Raw genomic sequence first — 20409 nt, 5'->3', positions numbered from 1 at the left:
TATATAATTATGAACGATATGCAGAAAAAACAAAAAAAAATAATTCGAGAACAATTGGATGACACTTTAAGTCGTTTTTCAAGTATTGCCCCGTTAAACAGGCCGATGAAAGGCTGGATTCGTGCCATACGAGATGCTTTGGGTATGAGTATGCGACAATTTGCCGACCGGCTTGGAGTCAGTAAATCTCGAATCCCCAGGATAGAGCAGGATGAGATTACAGGAAGCCTTACCCTTAAAACCATGAATCGGGTTGCGGATGAGCTTGATTGTATTTTTGTTTATGGATTTGTACCTCGGACAAGCTTAGACGATACTGTCAGAAAACAAGCCTTGATTGTTACTCAAAGACGAATGAACAGGCTTATGCACACTATGAATTTGGAAGATCAAGGGCTTTCATCGAAAAATACTAAAAAAGCTTTTAATAATATGGTGGAAGAAATAATCGATTCGCCTTCTATGTTGTGGGAAAAAGATAAATAATGGTAGAGTATGCTGATGGTGCAACTCCTCTCGATTATGAAGAACTCAAAGGGCTTTTGCCGACACATATTACAACCCGTGGCGAACTCGATTTTTTAGAAATGGAAAATATCAATCAGGCGATCATTTGGAGTGAAAATCTAAAAACTAATGATATTTTAAATATCGAATTTATTTGTAAACTTCACAAAAAAATGTTTTCCAATGTCTGGAACTGGGCAGGAAAATTCAGGAAATCCAAGAAAAATATTGGAATTCCATATATTCAGATTGCAGTGGAATTACAAAAATTATGTGATGATTCACAAGCATGGTTAGAGTATGATACTTATCCTCCCGATGAATTCGCGGTCAGATTTCACCACAGATTAGTCTTCATTCATCCATTTTCGAATGGGAATGGCAGGCATGCAAGGCTTATGGCAGATTTGATTCTTGAAAAATTATTCACCACAGAAGTTTTCTCTTGGGGAGGACAGAGTATAGCGAACCACAATAAAACCAGAGAAAAATATATTAAAGCTTTAAAACTGGCAGATGAGCATGATTATTCTCAGTTGCTTGAATTTGTTAGATCCTGAAATTAAGAACAAAAAACTGAGATTAAGGGATATCTTGTTTAATCCCATCGGGATAGGATGATACATCCGGCAACAAGCAAAATACATTTTTCAGCGATATCTCAAATTATTTTATTGATAGATTAGTTGTATGTCTTTCTTTTTTCCCTGACAGAAAAGATTTCCGCCATCATGCACCTGGCACTGCCGCCACCGATTTTTTCAATGACAGTCAGATCAAAGCTTAAGATTTGCCCATATTGTTCCAGAAACCTTTTCTGGTTCTTTGTAAATCCCTGCCGCGCATTTTCAGACATTACAATAAAGGCGTCATTTTTCTGGTTTCTCACTTCAAGAATATTGCCGCAAAAATGGTTTTCCATCTGGTCCAGGGTTATTTCCATGACATCAAAGGATTTGTTTAAAGTCGCAAGGACATGGTTCCTCTGTTTTTTATCCGGTATGCACTCCAAACAGATAACAGCATATTTTTCTCCAAGACTCATCATGACATTGGTGTGGTAGATCGGGTTTCCCAAAGAACTTTTTGTATCAAACAAAATCCCTTCAAGGTAAAATCTTAAACGGATAAAATTGTCAAACTGATCAGGGTCACATCGCTCGGACCGGGCGGCATACACCACTTCATCCACAGGATCTATGATCAGGCTGCCCGTGCCTTCTAAAAACTTTTTTTGTTCATCAAGCCTTCCTACATTAATGCAGTTACGAATGATATATCCGTTTTTATTAAGAAGCTTCTCTATTTCCATAAGCCTTCTTTCGGCCTTTCTATTTTTTGCCATCATGGGATAGGTCAGAATGGTGCCGTCGTGTTCCGTGGAAAACCAGTTGTTAGGGAAAATAGCATCCGGTGTTGTAATATCCTGGCTGATAGGCGGCTCCAGAATCAGCACGGTTATCCCCTTGCTGCGAAGGCCATCCGCCATGGCTTGAAATTCTTGATTGGCTTTTTTGTTAATCAACTCCGGGCTCATATCCGGTTTGTTCTGGAATTCATTGTCAATCCCGGTTTCTACATTATACCCAAAATCTTTGGGCCTGACCATGAGGATAGTATCCGCCGTTCTGGTAATTTTTATTTCCATATTTTTATTTGTCCCGGGTTTAAATATTTAAAATATCAGTTTGATTTTAACCCGGCCGGGGCATGGATTGCAACCATCCGATTGAACTTTCTACAATGTCTAAATTTAAGTTCCGCTAACCCGCTAAAACTGGTATCTTTCAGAAAAAATTTCAAAGTTGAGAATTAGAAAAATCAAACACAATAGATAAGGTGGTTAGTAAATTGTTAAAAAAGCAAGGGCTTCACGTTATAAAGCTCGCCCACTCCTCAATGGTAGACTCCTCACATTGCTTCTGCCAGTCCTGCCTTTTTAAAATCATAACCGGTAAAGATTGATTAAGGTTTTATACTTTTAAAATACACTTGATCCTTCTTTTCCAATTTAATAATGACTACTGGTTTGTTTAATGGGTCGCCTTGTTCATCAAATGTGATGGGCCCTGTTACACCTTCAAATTCCTTTGTTTCAGCCAGTGCTTCTCTTATTTTTGCTCGGTCAAGAGAATCAGCACGACGAATAGCATCGGCTAAAACCATAACTGCATCATACACCAATGGTGCATCTATAGTGGTGCTCTCTTTTTTGTATTTTTGTTTATATATATTCTGTAAATGATTTTTTTTCTTAGATGGGACATCAGGATGCCAAAAGGTAGAATAATAGCTTCCTTCTACTGCATTACCTCCATAATCATGAATTTGAACAAAACCATCTCCTCCGAGAAAAGTCGTTCTTATTCCCATTGAAACAGCTTGTTTGATTAATAACCCACTATCTCTTGAAAATCCAGGAACAAAAACAACATCAGGATTTAAATTTTGTGCTTTTTTCAAAATGTCTTTAAAATTTACTGCTTTTCTCGTGTAGCCTCCTTCAAAAAGCACTTTGCCACCATACTGCTGGAAAGAATTAACAAAAGATTTAGCAAGTGTCAGACTGTATATTTCGTTTAATATTTTCAAAACAATCACTGTTTGAGCTCCGAGTTCTGTATAGGCAAATCGTGCCATAGCTTTTCCTTGGATTGAGTCGGTAAAACATACCCGGAAGATACAATTTCCGACACGAGTGATTTTTGGGTTGGTAGCAAGCGGGGTTATCATGGGAATTCCTTCCTGCTGAAGGATGGGCGCCATTGCCAAAGCTTGAGAACTCCAGCTGGCTCCAATAACCGCTGTTACCTGAAGCTGCAAGGCCTCTTTAGCGGCTAAAGTTGCTCCAATCGGTGTGCTTTTATTGTCAATAATAATTAATTCTACAGGTCTCCCAAGCAATCCACCTTGACTATTGAGTTCCTCGACAGCAAGTTCTATCATTAAAACATAAGGAGCATTTTCCTCAGCTGAAATACCTGTTTTTGCAATAATAGCAGCGATTTTAACAGGCTCGGCTGCCATAACAGGAAAAGAACATATCCCGATTAACCACAAGATACCGAAAATATATAATTTTTTCATAATTACCTCCTGGATGTATTTATGAAAATACAATCTGTTGTAGCATTATTCTAAACGAGATAGTGAGTGACATCACCAGAACAAGAAATGTTTAGCAATTGAGATAAAAATGAGATGAAGATCCATTACCAGAAAAAAATCTCTACAGAACAGAATATAGTAAATCCATATTAATATCAAATAAAATAGAAATCAAGATTCAACCTAAGTGTGTCATACTTACCATATTCCATACACTTACCAAACTATAAAAATCATGAGAACATTTTGGGCATTCAAGGTTAAAACGAAACTGAAAATTAAACGTGTACGTGCCTCTCTTGGGCGTTGGCTTGTTGTGTAATTGCTTAGGGTGTTACAAAATTCGGGAGCGAGCATATGTATTCAAAATCTGGAGTTTTTCAAATTGTTGTTTTTAATTCCGCTGGTATGAGTCAGGGGTGTCATCCCTGGGCATTTTCCCACATTCAACCAGACTTTAAATAATCTTTGGGCAAGGCAGGGGCTCTCTTCCATTGCATTCTATGGTTGTTTTTAATATAGTTTAATACAAAAAAGATCTTGAACTGAAATATATATCAATTATTTGCAAAGGCTCATACAGATGGACACTCTCTATAGTTCGACCAAAGCACCGACGCTTAAAATATATCATGAATTAATGGCCAACAAGGTGGGTGACATCCTCCTGGTATCCTGCCCGTACGATGCATTTATCATGGAGGAGGAAGGCCGCCTTTCAACAAGGATTATTAATGAGTACAAAGGGCTTAACCTTTCAAAGCCCCCGAGACTTACATGGGTGTCTTCGGCATTAGAGGCATTTGGGATGCTGGAAAGCAAGAGATTCGATTTGATTCTTGCCATGCCGAGCCTGGATGGAATGGATGTATATTCCTTTGGCGAACAAGTAAAGGCAAAATATTCCGACCTGCCCTTTTTCATGCTGCTGCATAATACCTGCGATATTGATAAATATATTAGCGTGAATCATTCAACGGCTATTGACCGGACATACATCTGGGGGGGGAATGCAGACCTTTTGCTGGCGATTATCAAGAATTTTGAAGATGAAATGAATGTTGCCTTTGATACCAAGAATGCCAACGTCAGGGTGATTATTCTGGTGGAGGATTCACCCTATCATTATTCTTCTTTTTTACCGGTGCTTTACAAACAGATTGTGATGCAGACCCAGTCTGTTATCGAGGACTCCATTAATGAAGAACACCGGCTGTTAAAAATGCGGGGCCGGCCCAAAGTATTGGTTGCCCATAATTATGAAGAGGCCATTGCCCTTTATGAAAAGTATAAACCATACCTGTTGTCAGTCTTTTCAGATATGCGGTATCCCAGAAACGGAGTGGAGGATGAATCTGCAGGATATAAGCTTCTCACAAAGATTAAAAAGGAAATTCCGGATCTGCCGGTATTGATTCTGAGTACAGAGGATCGTAATAAGGAAAAGGTGGTGGATATCCCGGCGGTCTTTATTAATAAGAATTCAAGTACGTTAAATGACCGGATTAAGAATTTTTTTGTATCATATCTCGGGTTTGGTGCCTTTGTTTTCCGGCTGCCCAATGGGGAGGAGATTGCCAGGGCCAGTGATTTAAGGGCCATTGAAAAACTGCTGCCCGAAATTCCCGATGAATCCATTGTCTATCATGCCATGAACGATGATTTTTCAAGATGGTTCATGGCCAGAAGTGAAATTAATTTTGCACTTAAGCTCAAGCCTTATAAGATCAGTGACTTTCTAGACCCTCAGGATATGAAGAAATTTTTAGTTGAGAGTATTCATGCCAGGCGGAAGGGATCAAGACAGGGGCAGATCATTGATTTTGATTCTGAAAAGTTTGATTCAGATACGGATTTTATGAAAATCGGGAACGGGTCTCTTGGCGGAAAGGCCAGGGGACTGGCTTTTATGGCATCCCAGATAAGGCGGGATTCTTCTTTGCGTGATATGTTTCCGGACGTGGACATTAGTATCCCCCAGACCTTTGTGATTTCAACGGAAGGGTTTAAAACATTTATCGAGGAAAATGAACTGGCAACGTTTCTTGAATCTGATGAGAAACTGGAAGACGATCAGATTGTTGAGCAATTCCTTCAAGCCAGGTTTCCTGACTGGTTGAAGAAAAGCCTGCAAACCTATTTACAGAGTGTCAGATATCCCATTGCCGTCCGGTCCTCCTCTCTTTTTGAAGATGCGCATTATCAACCATTTGCCGGACTTTATAATACCTATATGCTCCCCAATTCACATCCAAATCTTGAAAAACGGCTTGAACGGCTGATTATAGCAGTTAAGCTGGTATATGCCTCTACCTACCTCAAAGCGCCAAGATCCTATGCAAAATCAACCATGCATCGAACCGAAGATGAGGAAATGGCTGTAATTCTCCAGCAATTGACCGGTACGGTCCATAAAAACTTTTTTTATCCTACAGTTTCAGGCGTGGCCCAGTCCTATAATTTTTATCCCATCTCCCATTTAAAGGCAGAAGAGGGTATTTCCTATATTGCCATGGGGCTTGGAAAGATTGTCATGGAAGGCGGTAAGACCTTAAGATTCTGCCCTAAATATCCCCAGTTCTTACCCCAGTTTTCTATTGTAGATGATATCCTTGAAAATTCCCAAAAATATTTTTATGCGCTGAAACTCGACGAATTTCCGGACGCCGATAAATTTATATCCGGCTCCACTGAAGACTCAACCCTTGCAAAACTTGATTTAAGTGATGCAACCGATCATCCGATTGTCAGGTTTTTATCCTCCACCTTTTATGTCCAGGATAACAGGATCAGGGATTCTTTTTCCAATAAAGGCTTTCCCGTATTAACCTTTGCCAATATTTTAAAATACAATTCTTTTCCCTTGGCCCAACTTCTTGAAGAGGTCACCAGAATCGGCAGCAAATGGATGGGGTCTTCTGTTGAAGTCGAATTTGCAGTTAATTTACCGGAGGATAAGAGTCGGAACCCTCAATTCTCGTTACTTCAAATCAGGCCCATGGGGCGGTATAAACAAAATCTCAGGGTTAAAATAGGAAAAAAAGAAATTAAGGAGGCTTTTTGTTATTCTACGCTGTCACTGGGAAATGGTGAATATAAGGATATCTATGATGTGGTGTATGTGGACCCTGAAACCTTTGATTCTGGAAAAACAATTGAAATAGCTGCAGAAATAAACAAAATCAATGCCCTGTTTAATGAAAATAACAGAAAATACGTTTTGATTGGACCTGGCCGGTGGGGATCATCAGACCGGTGGCTGGGGATTCCCGTGGTCTGGAATGATATCTCAAATGTGGGGGTGATGCTGGAAACCACCATTGAAAGCATTAAGGCCGACCCTTCCCAGGGATCCCACTTTTTCCAGAATATCACTTCCCTTGGTATCAGTTATATTACCATATCAGATAAGGGAGATGATTTTATTGATTATGAATTTTTCAGGTGCCAGGCCTGTGAAAACACAACAAAGTATCTAAAACATATAAAATTTGAAAACCCTATAAAAATTCTGGTGGATGGGAAGACATCACTGGCAGTATTGATGCCCTATAAAAACGATGAGCCGGATGACACAATGAATGACATCCCGGTCATTGATTCATGATAAAGCCCATGGTTTTCGCATCAATATTTCCCCCGCTTAAAATAATCCCGGTCTTTTTTCGGGGCGCAATCTTTTTGCTGAAAAGGGCTGCAAGGCCAAGGACACCAGAGGGCTCTACTACAAGCTTCATTCGAAAGAATAGAAATTGTACCGCATGGATAATATCTTTTTCCGAAACCGCTACCATATCGTCAACATGTTCCAATACTAGGGGGAAGGTGATTTTTCCTAAGGACGAGGTTCTTGTACCGTCGGCAATGGTAGCGGGATTTTTCACCGTGTGAAGGGTCCCGGTTTTAAACGACCTGCAGGCATCATCTGCAAGTTCCGGTTCTACGCCAATAACGGTGCAGTCAGGATTCACACCCTTTGCAGCAATGGCACTGCCACTTAAAAGCCTTCCGCCGCCACAGGGGGTTAACAGCATATCAAGGGGGCCTGCTGCCTGGTCAAATAATTCCAAAACAGCGGTTCCCTGACCAGCGATGACATCCAGATGGTCAAATGGAGGGATCATTGTCAGCCCTTGTTCCTCCTGGATTTTTAACGCAATATCTTCCCGGCTTTGGGTTTGAGGGTCATATTCAATTACATTGCCGCCATAGCCTTTTGTTGCGGCAAGCTTTATGGCAGGGGCGTTACCGGGCATGACAATGGTTGTTTTAACATTGAGCATCTTTCCCACCAGGGCCACAGCCTGGGCATGGTTCCCGGATGAATAGGTAATGACTCCGTTTGATTTTTCTTCGGCGGAGAGCTTTGAAATACTGTTAAACGCACCCCGAAACTTAAACGCACCCATTTTTTGAAAATTTTCACACTTTAAATGAACATCGGCACCCACAAGGTTGTTCAATGTCCCGGATGTCATAGTGGGTGTTATATTGGCATAGCCCTCTAATCTCTTCCGGGCCTTGATGATTCTGTTAAACATTGGTGGGCTCCCTCAAGTTTATTATTTTGGAGCCCATTATTCCAGTTTGTCTGTGATAAGTAAATATTTTTGGTGGATATTTTTTAAAGAATAAAACCTTATGTTTGAATAATAAAACTAATTGGTTTAAGTTAAAGAAAGTTCTTTATTGTAAATATTATGCAGCCTTTTTCTAAGGATCTTTTTCTAATGGAATTTTTTAATGATTTTTCAAATTTTTCAAAGGGGTTTGATAAATGCATTACAACCATTGATTCCCATACTGAAGGGGAATCCACGCGTCTGATCATCAATGGTTTGGAGGACATCAAAGGAAAAACCATGATGGATAAGCTTGAATGGTTTAAATCCCGATATGATCATATCCGGTGTCTTTTGACAAAAGAACCCAGGGGTCCCAAGATTCTGGCAGCTCTTGTGACCGGGAATGTCACTCCTAATGCAAAGTTCGGACTGATATACATGGATGCCAAACGATATCCCTATCTTTGCGGGCATGCAACCATTGGTGCTGTGGCAACCCTTGCAAGAGCAGGTTTCCTTGTGCTTGAACAGGGGGAAAATTCTGTGCTTGTGGATACCCCGTCAGGGCTGATGGAGGCCAGAGTGTTTGTTCAAGAAGATACGCTCGATGCTGTGGCCATCAATATGGTGCCTTCCTTTGTTTATGCTACAGGTCAAGAGATTAAGGTTGAAGGATTTGGAACGATAAAAGTGGATCTTGTCTGTACAGGCGGTTTTTTTGCCATGGTCGATTCACGTCAAATTCGAATGGAGCCGGTTTTGGAAAATAAGGAATTTTTAACGGATCTGGGCATGAAGATTATTGATGCTGCCAATGAACAGCTTACCGTATCTCATCCTGTCAGACTGGATGTCAGAACCATTGATGTCACAGAATTTTATGATTCGCAATACGATGAGGGCAACGCCTTTGGCAAAGGCATGGTCATTTACGGGGAATCCCATGCAGACCGGTCTCCCTGCGGCACGGGCACGGCTGCAAAACTGACGCTTCTTCATCATTATGGGAAAATTAAAATGAATCAGAGATATATCAATCACAGTCCTTTGGGTACGTCGTTTGAGGCCATGCTTGTAAAAAAGGAAAAAATCGGGCCTGTGGACGGGTTTATTGTGCAGATTAAAGGCATGGCTTACTTAACCGGTGTTCATCATTTTATTGTTGAAGAAAAAGATCCCTTTCAACAAGGATTTATCATGTAATGAAAACAGTGGCAGACATTATTTTGCATAATGGCAATATTCAAACCCAGGATGATTTTCATCCAAAGGCCCGGGCCGTTGCCATATCAGGCAAGAGGATTTTAAGTATCGGGTCTGACAGGGATATCTTGGGGTTGGCTTCAAACCACACACAAGTGATTGATCTTGATAACAGATTGGTATTACCGGGATTTATTGATACCCACTTTCATTTTTATGAGTGGGCGTTGAACTATGACAGTATCGATTTTTCACGGGTCGGCTCGTTTAAGGAAATGGAAAACGCTGTTTCAAAGAAGGCCCTGGCCGCGAGCATTGGTAACTGGGTGTTGGGCCAGGGGTTTAATGAATCGGACTGGCCTGAAAATAAAATACCGGATCGGTATGATCTTGACAGGATTGCACCCAATAACCCGGTCTGTATCTGGAGATGTGACCTTCATTTGTCTGTTGCCAATTCTCTTGGCTTAAGGCTTGCCAAAATCGATTCTGAAACCCCTGATCCCAAAGACGGTGTGATTGCAAAGGATGCATCCGGCCGTCCCACAGGTGTTCTAAAGGAGCTTGCCTCAAACCTGATCAGGAATGTCCTGCCCGAACCTTCCCGGGCAACCGTGCTTGAAAATATGCAAAAAGCCGTAGGTGATGCCCATAAACTTGGACTTACATCCATTCATGATATCCGGCTCATGGGAGGACTTGACGGCGCAGATGCGTTAAAGGCATGGCAACAGCTTCATCGGGAAAACAGGCTTCATATTCGTTGTCATGTGGCTCTTCCCGGGGAAATGACAGACCAGGCCATTGATTTAGGGATTTGTACAGGGTTTGGGGATGATCTCTTAAAGATCGGTTATTTAAAGTTTTTTTCCGATGGCGGCATGGGCGCAAGGACCGGCTGGATGACCAAAAAATATCTTGATGCGGGATTTGGCATGGCCCTGACCTCGGTTGCGGATATTGAAAGGGCTGTGTTAAAAGCCGATCAGGCTGGACTAAGCGTTATGGTGCATGCTGTTGGTGATCGGGCCAACAAAGAAATTATAGCCATGTTCCAGAGGATTGAAAGCAAAGCACTGACCCGGTGTATAATTCCCCATCGAATCGAGCATGTCCAGATGGTTCTGCCTGAAGATCTTGAAAAACTTTCAGCGTTGAAAAACATGGCTGTCTCCTGCCAGCCCAACAATTTAAGTCTTGATATTTCCATGATTGATTCCTGTGCAGGGCTTAGGGGAAAGTATGCCTATACCCTGAAAAGTATTTTAAAAACAGGTGTTCCCCTGATGCTCAGTTCTGATGCCCCTGTGGCAGACCCCAATCCTCTGGCAGGGATTTATTCTGCTGTTACAAGAAAAAGAATGAATAAGACCCCGGAACAGGGATGGTATATGGAGCAGGCACTCAGTGTTGAAGAGGCGGTAAAAGGGTATACGATTACCCCTGCTGCGGCATCAGGAACAGGCGATCAATTGGGGTCCATTTCGAAAGGCAAGCTTGCGGATATGATCGTTCTTGACCAGGATATCTTTAAGATTGATCCTGATGGGATCGCAGATACAAAAGTCGATATAACCCTTTTTGATGGAAGAATTGTCCATGAAAGATAATTCATCACAGATGATCATGACATATCTTGAGACGATTTTTAATCGATCGGCTGATGGTTTGATGATTTGTGATGCTGAAGGGAAAATTCTAAAGCTTAATAAGGCGGCTGAAATCTTAAACGGGGTAAAGGCATCCGAGGTGTTGGGAAAAGATGTTAGAACTCTTGTAAAAGAAGGGCAGATTGACAGGTCAGCCACCCAGGAAGTCCTTGAAACAAAACGCCAGGTCAGTGTAATTCAGACGACACCACGGTCAGAATACACTTTACTGGTGACAGGAACCCCGGTTTTTGATGATCACCATAATCTGTCTTTTGTTGTTGTAAATGAACGGGATATTTCTCTTATCGAAGGCATGAGAAAACAGCTTGCACTTGTAAGGCAGGAGTCTGAAAAGATAAAAGATGAACTGACCGAGTTGACCCTGCTTGAATTAAAAGAGAACAATATCGTGGCCCAGAGCGATTCAATGAAGCAGACACTTCGACTGGCCTTGAAACTATCTGCCATTAACGCTTCCAATATTCTGATCCAGGGAGAATCCGGGACAGGCAAAGGGTTGCTGGCAAAATTCATTCACAAACACAGGGCCGGCAGTAAAATGCCGTTTATTCAGATCAATTGTGCGGCTCTGCCTGAAAACCTTCTAGAGGCTGAACTGTTTGGATATACAAAGGGAGCGTTTACCGGAGCCAGTGAAAAGGGGAAGATTGGATTGTTTGAATTGGCATCCGGGGGGACGCTTTTCCTTGATGAAATCGGGGAAATGTCCATTGGGGTACAGGCCAAGCTGTTGAAGTATCTGGATGATCACGAAATTATGCCCATTGGCGGTATTACCCCCAAAAAAATAGACTGCTCGATTATTGCCGCCACCAACCGGGACCTTGACACCCGGACATTCAATAAGAAGTTCAGGCTGGATCTTTTTCATCGGCTTAATACTTTTACACTTTTGATCCCGCCATTGAGAAACCGGCCTGAGGATATTTTTGAACTGGTTCGAATCACCCTTAAAAAATATAACAAGCAGTACAATCGCAGAGCAAGGATCGGTTACAAGGCCTTTGACAAGCTTCAAACCTATGATTTCCCGGGGAATGTCCGGGAATTGGTCAATATCATTAAGCAGGCCATTGTCATGTGTGACAGACGGTCTCTGGATGATTACCTGGTAAAAGCATTAAGCAAGACCAAGCCCTTTGGAATAAAAGCGCAGCCAATGGAAGAAAACAGCAGTCTGGCGGATAAGATTCGGGCGGTTGAAAAGGAAATGTTGGTGCAGGCAGCGATGAAATGCCGTACCACCCGGGAAGCTGCCGGATTTTTGGGGATCAGTCAGCCCTCTGTGGTCAGAAAATTTAAAAAGCATGGGATTAGTATTACAACAAAATAATATCGATTCATTTTTGTATCAAACAGCCAAGCGAGCCTTTCTTTTAAGCATTTCAATGTAAATTAATTTGATTCATTTTTAAATCGTATTATATATTCAATTATTTTAGGGAGTTAAGCTATTATTGATGATTCATATGTGAATCAAATCTGATTTTATATAATTTTTAAAACTTCTCATCCATTAAAATCCTTTTTATTTTCAGTTAGTTAATAAAACAATTTAATATATGGTACAAGAATTGCAATAACTTAAAGTTTTAAATGCAGCTAAAATCGTAATGAACGAGTAAAAGTTACAGGATGGTTGAATGAAAAATAAATCTTGGAAGCCCTGGATTTTATTATCCCCCTCTTTGACAGCCGTCTTTCTCCTTTTGGTTATCCCTATCTGTTTTGTGGTTGTATATAGTTTTTGGCTCAGAGCCCCAAGCGGGCAGGATATACCGGCCTTTCAATTTGGTAATTATGCTAAATTTTTTGCAGATTTTTTTTATCCGTCCATCCTTTTAAATACACTTCGTGTTGCCCTTGAAACGGTTATTTTATGCCTGATCCTGGGCTACATCCCAGCATACTTTTTTTATAAGACGGAATCCCGGTTCAAACCCTTTCTCATGATACTGGTCATGCTGCCATTCTGGATCAGCTTTATCATCCGGACCTTAAGCTGGATAAACATCCTGGGAGATTCCGGGTTGATCAATCACCTTCTGCTGAAGTATAATATCATCTCCACTCCTTTGGCCATGCTGTATAACGAAGGGGCCGTCATCATGGGCCTTTTACAATACCTTCTGCCTTTCATGATTTTAAATATTTACGTCAGTCTTGACGGCATTGATAAAAGCCTGGCTGAAGCGGCAAAAAGTCTTGGATGCACAGAATGGCAAGCGTTCAAAGAGGTGACACTTCCTTTAAGCCTGCCCGGGGTGAGTGCCGGGTGCCTGCTTGTTTTCGTGTTGACCTGCGGGACATACCTTCCCCCGATGATTCTAGGCGGTCCCGGAAATGAAATGATTGCAAACCTGATCTTCAAGCGGATAATCGGAACCCTTGACTGGCCGTTTGGTTCGGCTATCAGTACTATTCTGATGTTGCTTTTGATGGTCATTGTCTACACCTACAACCGGTATATGGGGATCAACCAGATATTTAAAACTTTAAGCAATGAATCGTAACAGGTAAGAAATATGAAAAAATTTATTTCAGGATGGTCATTGATAAAAATATTTACATTCCTGGTTTATGTCTGGATGTTTACCCCGATTATTGCCGTTGTCATTCTCTCATTCAATCCCCAACAGTTTGGATCATTCCCAATGGAGGGGTTCAGTTTCAAGTGGTATGTAAAGCTCTCGCATAATTCAACTATTTTGGATGCTTTTAAAAATTCCCTGGTGCTGGGGTCCTGCACAGCGGTATTGGCCACTGCTTTTGGCGTGCCTGCCGCCATGGCGTTTATTCGATATGAGTTTAGGGGCAAGGAATTTTTAAACACCCTTTTAATTGCGCCCATCATGATTCCGGAGGTTGTATTGGGGGTTGCTTTATTGTTATTTATCAGGTGGCTGCAACAACCAAAGAGTTTTGCCCTGCTGCTCATTGGTCATGTGGTTTTAACCCTGCCCTATGTCCTTCTTATTGTCCAGGCAAGGCTTGTAGGAATTAAGAAGGAATATGAGGAAGCCGCATTATCCCTTGGTGCAAACCCATTTCAAACATTCAGGGAAATTACGTTTCCCTTGCTGGCGCCTGCGATATTAGCGGGGATGCTGTTCGCCTTTACCATTTCCTTTGATGATGTAACAGCAACGCTTTTCTGGGCCACGGCACAGAACCAGACCGTTCCTGTGAAAATATTCGGTATGCTGCGAAATTCCATAAGTCCTGAAATTAACGCCCTTGGTGCAGTCATGATTGTTCTGACGGTTTCGACTCCTCTTCTTGCAGGATATATCTCAAGAAAGTTTGCAAAAGGAACAGGAAAATAAACAAAGGTTTAAGTATCAAGGCGGCACATAATATTATTAGTTTAATTCTAAGGAAAAAGGAGAAAAAGAATGGGAAAAGATTTGAAGAGAAAGTTTGATGATGTTTATGAAAGTTATCAGCAAGGCAACATTTCAAGACGTGATTTTGTAAAATTTCTTGGCATTTCCGGCGCTGCATTGGGACTGATTGGCGGTCCTTTTGGGCTTGTACAAAACGCATTTGCTGCAAAATCAATTACCTTACATTCCTGGGGCGGGTCAACCTCTGAAGCATTAAGAAAATTTGCCTTTGATCCTTTTACCAAAGCCACTGGAGTTAAAGTGATTGATGCTGCATTTACGGGAATGGCTGCATTTTTAACACAGGTAAAAGCCTCTTATCCACCCGGCGGAGAATTTAATATCGCCCATTTAAGTGCTGTTTATGATTATGCCCGCTACACAGATCTCGGGTTTGGTGTTGAATTGGATGAAAGTAAAATACCAAATCTCAAGAATGTAATGAGCAAAATGACGAACACCCTGAAAGGAATCAGCAAGGGAACTCTTTCTGCAGTGCCTTATGATTTAGGTCAGACAGGTATTGCCTATAATACGGATAAAATATCCAAGGAAAAAGCTGAAAAACTTGGTGCATCTTTATTATACGACAAGAGCCTTAATGGAAAACTTGGATCATGGGGGGGAGATCACATCACCAACATGTGGTATGCAGCGCTTCATACGGGACAGGACCCAAATGCTATCAAAGACGAGAAAGCAGTCTTTGCAGCTTTGAAAGAACAAAGAGGCATGATTAAAAAATATTGGGCATCCGGTTCTGAGCTGATGAGTCTTCTGGGAAATGGTGATATTTATGCAACGGTTGCCTGGTCAGGCAGGGTAGGATTATTGCAGAAAGAGGGTCATCCAATTGGATATCTTGCACCGGAAGGTACTTATTCCTGGATGGAATACATGTATGTCCTTAAGGGGACAGACCTTGACGTGGCCCAAAAGCTACTCAATTTTATGCTTGAACCCGAGGCGATAAAAGCGGTTTCCATAGGCATGGGCTATCCGCCAAGTCTTGACCCGACAAAAGTTGCCATGCCGGATGAAATCAAAAAATTACCGGCATTTGACCCTACAGGCAAGTTAGAGGGGTATAAGTTTGCAGATCCTGCATATTGGAATGCCCATCAACTTGACTGGGCTGAAAAATGGGACAGGATTATGGCCGGCAAGTAAGTTAATCACAAATGTCTTCAGACCCTGGCCTGGCCGGGGCCTGAAGATTAATTTGCCCGAAGATTACTTTAATGGATAATTTGGGAGCATATGGCTTTGAAACAGGAAAAAGACCCTGCATTTGTAAAATTTACCGGGATTGAAAAACGGTATGGCAAAGTTGTTGCAGTTAAAAAGATGGACCTTGAAATTCCAGAAGGGTCTCTGGTAACACTTCTGGGTCCCTCTGGATGCGGCAAAACAACACTTTTGCGAATGCTTGCAGGCTTGGAGGAACCAACCCATGGTGATATTTTTATCAAGGGTAAACGGATTAATGACACACCCATTCACAAAAGAAACCTGGGTATCATTTTTCAGAACTATGCACTTTTCCCCCATAAAACCATTTTTGATAATGTGGCGTTTGGACTCAAGTACAGGAGTGCGTCAAAAGCCATTATGAAAGAAAAAGTTGAAAAAGCCCTGGAAACAGTCCGGCTTCCCGGAGTCGGGAACAGGATGCCATCCCAGTTATCCGGTGGCCAGCAACAGCGTATTGCCCTTGCAAGAGCCATTGTTATTGAACCGGATGTTTTGTTGATGGATGAACCCTTATCTGCTCTTGATGAAAATTTAAGGGAAGATATGAGAAGAGAGATTGACAATCTCCAGCAGGCTTTGGGAGTGACCACTATCTTTGTTACCCATGATCAGAGAGAGGCATTGTCCATGTCAGATAAAGTTGTGGTTATGAAAGACGGTTTTGTTCAGCAGGAAGGTGATCCTGAAGAGGTTTATAACAACTCGGTCAACCATTTCGTTGCAGATTTTCTAGGGCATTCCAATTTTCTCAATGCCGTTGTAAATGAGCAACAAGGCGATTGTTTGAGTGTAACCCTGGAAGACAACTCTACCTGCCTTGCTATTCCGGCGGGAACATTTAACAAAGGGGACAAGGTGGAAATGGTAATCCGGGCGCAAAAATTTAACCTGGGTTACAGAGCCGACCATGTTCCGGAACAAGGGGAGAATGTTTTTTTCGGAAAGATTGTGGATCGCAGTTATATGGGAGGAGAAGTCAGTTATTTTATAGAACTTGAAAACAAGCTTGTGCTGCATGCAATAAACTTTGTCAAACGATCTCCATATCGGCGGGGTGATGAGGTGTGTATGAAAGTTATGCATGAACATTGCCGGTTACTTAAAATTTGATGACGATAGATTTTTCAGGGCATGAAATGATCCGAAAAAGTTTTGGCTGGATTAAGAAACATCTTGATCCTTCAATGAGCTATATTATTTTTGAAAATGATTTAACCAAACAGCTTCTTTCTATTTTTTCCGAATCCCTTATCGCATATCAATATTTAAAAAAGGGAAATTATGCCTGGAAAAAGGTTTATGATTCCAAAGACTCAAAAGAATACCTGGTCATACAAATTGATCCGGGAAATGAAGATGAAGCATTGGGAAAAGTTATGGGATACGGATTTCCAAAAGATACTGTATACTATTTGTACAAGGCAGAAAAGAGGTTGTATTGAGTTTGATGGAACCCGTTAGGAAAAAGATCCGTAATGTGGATGTTTCCGGACGGCTTGGAAATGAAATTTTTGTTTAAAGGAATATGGAAATGGAAAGTTACGATCGTTCAATAAACATAGTGTTCAAGCATTCAGGGAAAAAAGTAGAAGTCGGTCTTGCCGCTTTGACAAAAACCGTGATTGAATTTTTTGATATCTATGGGACGATAACGCTTGCAGGAAAACAATTCTGCAGGATCACAAAAGAGGGCGATGGGGTACACAAATTTTCAAACCTTTTGGAAAAAGCAGGATACCCCAATGACCCGGAAGGGTTTTTTACCCAAATTTTCTCCGCTATTGTTAATGGGGAAATGAAAAAAATAAGAGTAAATCAGATTGAGATTCCTCATCTTATGCTTGTGGTCATCCTTGAGCAGGCCTTGCCGGGACATGGATATATTTCCATTAAAGATACCCATCAGCTTGAGAAAGCCACTCATATTGAAGTTCCTGAGAAGGACCGTGCCGGACTCCAGCAGGTGATTGAAACATACCCGGTAAGGTTGTCACGCCATACCATTCGTCAGATGCTGGTATCAAAGGATGTGGCTTATCAGTATTTGCCGTTTATTGAAGAACTGGATACGGGCGGTCATACCAACACCTGGATTGGCCAGTTCCATGACGGCCTTCTGGAACAGATGTACCAGAATAGGGTCATCTTTCTCTTAAACATGAGTTGTCCGGTTTACTGCAGGTTTTGTTTCAGAAAACATAAAGATTCCAGGAATGAAAAAAATCCGACAGTGCCGGGTGTTCAAAAAGCAGTCCAGCATGTAAAGGATTCTCCATCCATCAAAGAGATTGTTGTTACCGGAGGTGATCCCTTCATGAACCGGGCCAATATGGCAGCTGCCATAGACGGGCTTATGCAGGTGGACCATGTTCAGACGCTGCGTCTTGCCACACGATCCATTGCTTATTATCCGGATCTTTTCCTTGAAAATGAAGCCGCTTATCTCAAATATTTTAAGCAAAAAAACCTTGAACTTCAGCAGCACGGAAAAAGGATGGAAGTGGCCACTCATTTTATTCATCCGGATGAAGTGTCTCCTGAAAGCCTTGATATTATATCCGATCTTGTCAACAATGGGATTGCCGTGTATATCCAGACTCCGTTTTTGAGTGACTGCAATGACAAAGGCCCTGAACTGGTAAGACTTTTTGGCCTGTTGCGGGGGGCCGGCGCAGAACTTCATTATATTTATATTCCCTGCAGCCCCATCCACGGGAACAGCATTTACTGGAGCTCCCTGTCAGAAGGGATAGGAATTGCCAATCATCTTCGTGCCCACCTGTCTGACAGGGTCATACCTAGGATCTGCACGGCAACCCCCATAGGAAAAATGGACTGGTATACCAGCGGATGGGCCGTGGAAAAGGTGAAAGACAATGAAAATTTTGTCTGGATCAGGACCCCTTATACACCGGATTATTTTAAAGCCTTTGCCCCTCTTGCCAATGAGCTTACCAATATAAGGGTAAATGATGAGGGCACCATTGATATTCAGTATATGGCACAGATCGGAGATGAATCTCTTCTTCATGGGCTCCGTCCCAAAAGAGTCGTCAAAGAAAAAACATCTGCTTCAACAAATGATATTGAAAAACTTAAATCCATATTAATCAATGAAAGGCAAATAGGGCCGTCCATTGTGGGCACGGGTTTTGAAAAACTCTTGAGGCTCCACGAAACAAGGGTTGAGATTGATGCCAGGGCTTCCGCAAGCGAGATCGATTACATCAGATCAGATGACAGGATTAGTGATGTGATCATATCCTCATCAACGGATGCCGTAGAGTCTCTTTTTTACATTAAACAACTCATTAAAAATTTAAAGGATATTCCCCATGTGAATGCTGTCCGGCTGTTCAGCATGAAGTTTAACTCTGAACCCGAAGCATATACAAGGGCCGTGATCAATACTCTTGGGGATTTGAATACGCTTCGTGTGGTGAATCCCTTAAGGCTGGAAATCGAAACCTGGTTTACCTTAGGCAATGAGATAACAAATGAGCATGAAAAACTTGCCAGAAGGCTGAACAACAAGGGAATAACCGTGTATTGCAACACGGCCCTTTTAGGGGGTGTAAATGATTCTGATGAACACATCCATTCCCTTGCCTATAGTGTGCGAAAAGCAGGGATCGAATTTCATCACCTCTATGTCGCAGGGCTTCCCATTCAGCAAAACTGGAACATCGACCATCCCGTGGATTCCTACGATGTAATTGATATTGCCACAAAAGTCAGAAGAGAAGGATCTGGAAGGGAAATCCCGCGATATATTATTTCAACGTTGCTGGGTGAGGTGGATTATGGTTTGACGTCATCTTTTGTTCACGACAATGGTCAGGTAAACATAAAGCTTGGCTGTTATGACGTATCCTATTATAAAGGCATGGATAAAAATTTTGTGCTTCCAAAAGGAATTACTACAGAGGATAACTCTCCTGTGGTGCCGATCCAGGGGCTCATAAAAGCAAACAGGTTCCCTGTTTCATAGGTAAAGATAAAAATGATGAGATACCCCTATATTGCTTACAGTGAAAAGATTGAGATTCATCCTGTTTTTAAAAATCTGGCGGGTGATCCCCTGATAGTAGACATGTCGGTTGACTCCCCCCTTTTTGATATCATTAATGTCAGGGATCAAAAAGGGTTTCAAAAGCTTCTGGATGACATGATGAAAGATCAATACGGTTGGGGCGTTTCATCCTATCTTGAAAACCGGGAAATTGTCCTGTCACAATGCCCTCAGATGGTTGAAGAACAACGGTTTTATCATCTGGGGCTTGACATTATTGTTCCTCTGGGAACCCCCTTGCATGCCCCTTTGGATGCAAGGGTCATGGAAAGCGGATATGAGGCGGGCGAAGGAAATTACGGTGGCCATGTCCTTTTAATGCATGAAAGCCCATATTTTGAAACTTTTTACAGCTTTTACGGCCATTTGAACAAAGGAAAGCTTCCTGTCATCGGTACCAATTTTGGGCCCGGAGAAGCCTTCTCCTGTATCGGGGATTTCCATGAAAACGGGAACTGGTTTTACCATACTCATCTTCAGATCATTACCCAGAAAGGACTTGAACAGGGATATCTTTCCAAGGGGTATTGTGCGGCCAAAGATTTGGCTATAATGGATGAGCTCTGCCCGTCGCCTCTGTCCCTGTTTAGAATCTGAACCAGGCCTTTCCACAGATTGATCATCCTTGAATTTTTTGTGAG

General features: G+C 41.8%; 16 protein-coding genes. 13 read left to right on the top strand and 3 right to left on the bottom strand.

The window, feature by feature from the left end; translation table 11 throughout:
* Positions 1-18: 18 nt before the first annotated feature.
* Entirely contained in the window at positions 19-486 is a 468-nt protein-coding gene (locus HGJ91_RS06055; protein WP_291346811.1) for a mobile mystery protein A, read from the top strand.
* On the top strand, positions 486-1067 hold the full coding sequence (locus HGJ91_RS06050) for a mobile mystery protein B (RefSeq protein WP_291346810.1): 582 nt from the start codon (positions 486-488) through the stop codon (positions 1065-1067). The genes HGJ91_RS06055 and HGJ91_RS06050 overlap by 1 nt, the downstream gene beginning before the upstream one ends.
* Positions 1068-1189: 122 nt before the next feature.
* Here HGJ91_RS06050 and ctlX read toward each other — a convergent pair whose 3' ends face one another.
* Both ctlX and HGJ91_RS06040 read right to left on the bottom strand, forming a co-directional pair.
* Positions 1190-2155, bottom strand: a complete 966-nt coding sequence (gene ctlX / locus HGJ91_RS06045; RefSeq protein ID WP_291346809.1) for a citrulline utilization hydrolase CtlX — start codon at positions 2153-2155, stop codon at positions 1190-1192.
* A gap of 317 nt (positions 2156-2472) precedes the next feature.
* Positions 2473-3594: an ABC transporter substrate-binding protein gene (locus HGJ91_RS06040; protein WP_291346808.1), complete on the bottom strand. Its 1122-nt coding sequence runs from the start codon at positions 3592-3594 to the stop codon at positions 2473-2475.
* A 604-nt stretch (positions 3595-4198) separates the two neighbouring features.
* Between HGJ91_RS06040 and HGJ91_RS06035 the strand changes: the two genes are divergently transcribed.
* A complete protein-coding gene (locus HGJ91_RS06035) occupies positions 4199-7222 on the top strand; it encodes a PEP/pyruvate-binding domain-containing protein (protein ID WP_291346807.1) in 3024 nt (1007 codons plus the stop codon).
* On the opposite strand, the gene HGJ91_RS06030 is transcribed toward HGJ91_RS06035, so the two are convergent.
* A complete protein-coding gene (locus HGJ91_RS06030; protein WP_291346806.1) occupies positions 7209-8156 on the bottom strand; it encodes a threo-3-hydroxy-L-aspartate ammonia-lyase in 948 nt (315 codons plus the stop codon). The two genes, HGJ91_RS06035 and HGJ91_RS06030, sit on opposite strands and share 14 nt — an antisense overlap.
* Positions 8157-8345: 189 nt before the next feature.
* Here HGJ91_RS06030 and HGJ91_RS06025 point away from each other — a divergent pair, with 189 nt between their 5' ends.
* From HGJ91_RS06025 to HGJ91_RS05980, 10 genes are all read left to right on the top strand, one after another.
* Positions 8346-9383 carry a proline racemase family protein gene (locus tag HGJ91_RS06025; RefSeq protein WP_291346805.1) on the top strand — a complete coding sequence of 346 codons (1038 nt, stop codon included), beginning with the start codon at positions 8346-8348 and terminating at the stop codon, positions 9381-9383.
* The gene (locus HGJ91_RS06020) at positions 9383-10993 is read left to right on the top strand and encodes an amidohydrolase (RefSeq protein WP_291346804.1); all 1611 of its coding nucleotides are present in this window, start codon (positions 9383-9385) and stop codon (positions 10991-10993) included. The genes HGJ91_RS06025 and HGJ91_RS06020 overlap by 1 nt, the downstream gene beginning before the upstream one ends.
* Complete coding sequence (locus HGJ91_RS06015; RefSeq protein ID WP_291346803.1) at positions 10983-12389, top strand: sigma 54-interacting transcriptional regulator; 1407 nt, start codon at positions 10983-10985, stop codon at positions 12387-12389. Before HGJ91_RS06020 ends, HGJ91_RS06015 begins: the two co-directional genes overlap by 11 nt.
* Before the next feature lie 310 nt (positions 12390-12699).
* The gene (locus HGJ91_RS06010) at positions 12700-13569 is read left to right on the top strand and encodes an ABC transporter permease (protein ID WP_291346802.1); all 870 of its coding nucleotides are present in this window, start codon (positions 12700-12702) and stop codon (positions 13567-13569) included.
* Between the two features lie 12 nt (positions 13570-13581).
* Complete coding sequence (locus HGJ91_RS06005; RefSeq protein WP_291346801.1) at positions 13582-14382, top strand: ABC transporter permease; 801 nt, start codon at positions 13582-13584, stop codon at positions 14380-14382.
* A 69-nt stretch (positions 14383-14451) separates the two neighbouring features.
* Complete coding sequence (locus HGJ91_RS06000; protein WP_291346800.1) at positions 14452-15612, top strand: extracellular solute-binding protein; 1161 nt, start codon at positions 14452-14454, stop codon at positions 15610-15612.
* Positions 15613-15702: 90 nt separating this feature from the next.
* Positions 15703-16806, top strand: a complete 1104-nt coding sequence (locus HGJ91_RS05995; RefSeq protein ID WP_291346799.1) for an ABC transporter ATP-binding protein — start codon at positions 15703-15705, stop codon at positions 16804-16806.
* Positions 16806-17138 carry a hypothetical protein gene (locus HGJ91_RS05990; RefSeq protein WP_291346798.1) on the top strand — a complete coding sequence of 111 codons (333 nt, stop codon included), beginning with the start codon at positions 16806-16808 and terminating at the stop codon, positions 17136-17138. Before HGJ91_RS05995 ends, HGJ91_RS05990 begins: the two co-directional genes overlap by 1 nt.
* Before the next feature lie 89 nt (positions 17139-17227).
* Positions 17228-19687 (top strand): 4Fe-4S cluster-binding domain-containing protein, encoded by a 2460-nt coding sequence (locus HGJ91_RS05985; RefSeq protein WP_291346797.1) that lies wholly within the window; start codon positions 17228-17230, stop codon positions 19685-19687.
* 12 nt (positions 19688-19699) lie between these two features.
* Positions 19700-20365 (top strand): peptidoglycan DD-metalloendopeptidase family protein, encoded by a 666-nt coding sequence (locus tag HGJ91_RS05980; protein WP_291346796.1) that lies wholly within the window; start codon positions 19700-19702, stop codon positions 20363-20365.
* Positions 20366-20409 lie beyond the last annotated feature (44 nt).

Origin of the sequence: Desulfobacula sp. (assembly GCF_014237455.1) — a bacterium.
Classification (GTDB): Bacteria; Desulfobacterota; Desulfobacteria; order Desulfobacterales; family Desulfobacteraceae; genus Desulfobacula.
The sequence above is the reverse complement of the archived record's forward strand: the minus strand, read 5'-3'. Positions and strand labels throughout refer to the sequence as shown.

What these genes read in the sequence shown, in the direction of transcription:
- HGJ91_RS06020 (WP_291346804.1), top strand. Translation starts at nt 9,383, where the DNA reads ATGAAAACAGTGGCAGACATTATTTTGCATAATGGCAATATTCAAACC.
- HGJ91_RS05980 (WP_291346796.1), top strand. Translation starts at nt 19,700, where the DNA reads ATGATGAGATACCCCTATATTGCTTACAGTGAAAAGATTGAGATTCAT.
- HGJ91_RS06030 (WP_291346806.1), bottom strand. Translation starts at nt 8,156, where the DNA reads ATGTTTAACAGAATCATCAAGGCCCGGAAGAGATTAGAGGGCTATGCC.
- HGJ91_RS05985 (WP_291346797.1), top strand. Translation starts at nt 17,228, where the DNA reads ATGGAAAGTTACGATCGTTCAATAAACATAGTGTTCAAGCATTCAGGG.
- HGJ91_RS06010 (WP_291346802.1), top strand. Translation starts at nt 12,700, where the DNA reads ATGAAAAATAAATCTTGGAAGCCCTGGATTTTATTATCCCCCTCTTTG.
- HGJ91_RS06015 (WP_291346803.1), top strand. Translation starts at nt 10,983, where the DNA reads ATGAAAGATAATTCATCACAGATGATCATGACATATCTTGAGACGATT.
- HGJ91_RS06005 (WP_291346801.1), top strand. Translation starts at nt 13,582, where the DNA reads ATGAAAAAATTTATTTCAGGATGGTCATTGATAAAAATATTTACATTC.
- HGJ91_RS06025 (WP_291346805.1), top strand. Translation starts at nt 8,346, where the DNA reads ATGGAATTTTTTAATGATTTTTCAAATTTTTCAAAGGGGTTTGATAAA.
- HGJ91_RS05995 (WP_291346799.1), top strand. Translation starts at nt 15,703, where the DNA reads ATGGCTTTGAAACAGGAAAAAGACCCTGCATTTGTAAAATTTACCGGG.
- HGJ91_RS06055 (WP_291346811.1), top strand. Translation starts at nt 19, where the DNA reads ATGCAGAAAAAACAAAAAAAAATAATTCGAGAACAATTGGATGACACT.
- HGJ91_RS06050 (WP_291346810.1), top strand. Translation starts at nt 486, where the DNA reads ATGGTAGAGTATGCTGATGGTGCAACTCCTCTCGATTATGAAGAACTC.
- HGJ91_RS06035 (WP_291346807.1), top strand. Translation starts at nt 4,199, where the DNA reads ATGGACACTCTCTATAGTTCGACCAAAGCACCGACGCTTAAAATATAT.
- HGJ91_RS06040 (WP_291346808.1), bottom strand. Translation starts at nt 3,594, where the DNA reads ATGAAAAAATTATATATTTTCGGTATCTTGTGGTTAATCGGGATATGT.
- HGJ91_RS05990 (WP_291346798.1), top strand. Translation starts at nt 16,806, where the DNA reads ATGACGATAGATTTTTCAGGGCATGAAATGATCCGAAAAAGTTTTGGC.
- ctlX (WP_291346809.1), bottom strand. Translation starts at nt 2,155, where the DNA reads ATGGAAATAAAAATTACCAGAACGGCGGATACTATCCTCATGGTCAGG.
- HGJ91_RS06000 (WP_291346800.1), top strand. Translation starts at nt 14,452, where the DNA reads ATGGGAAAAGATTTGAAGAGAAAGTTTGATGATGTTTATGAAAGTTAT.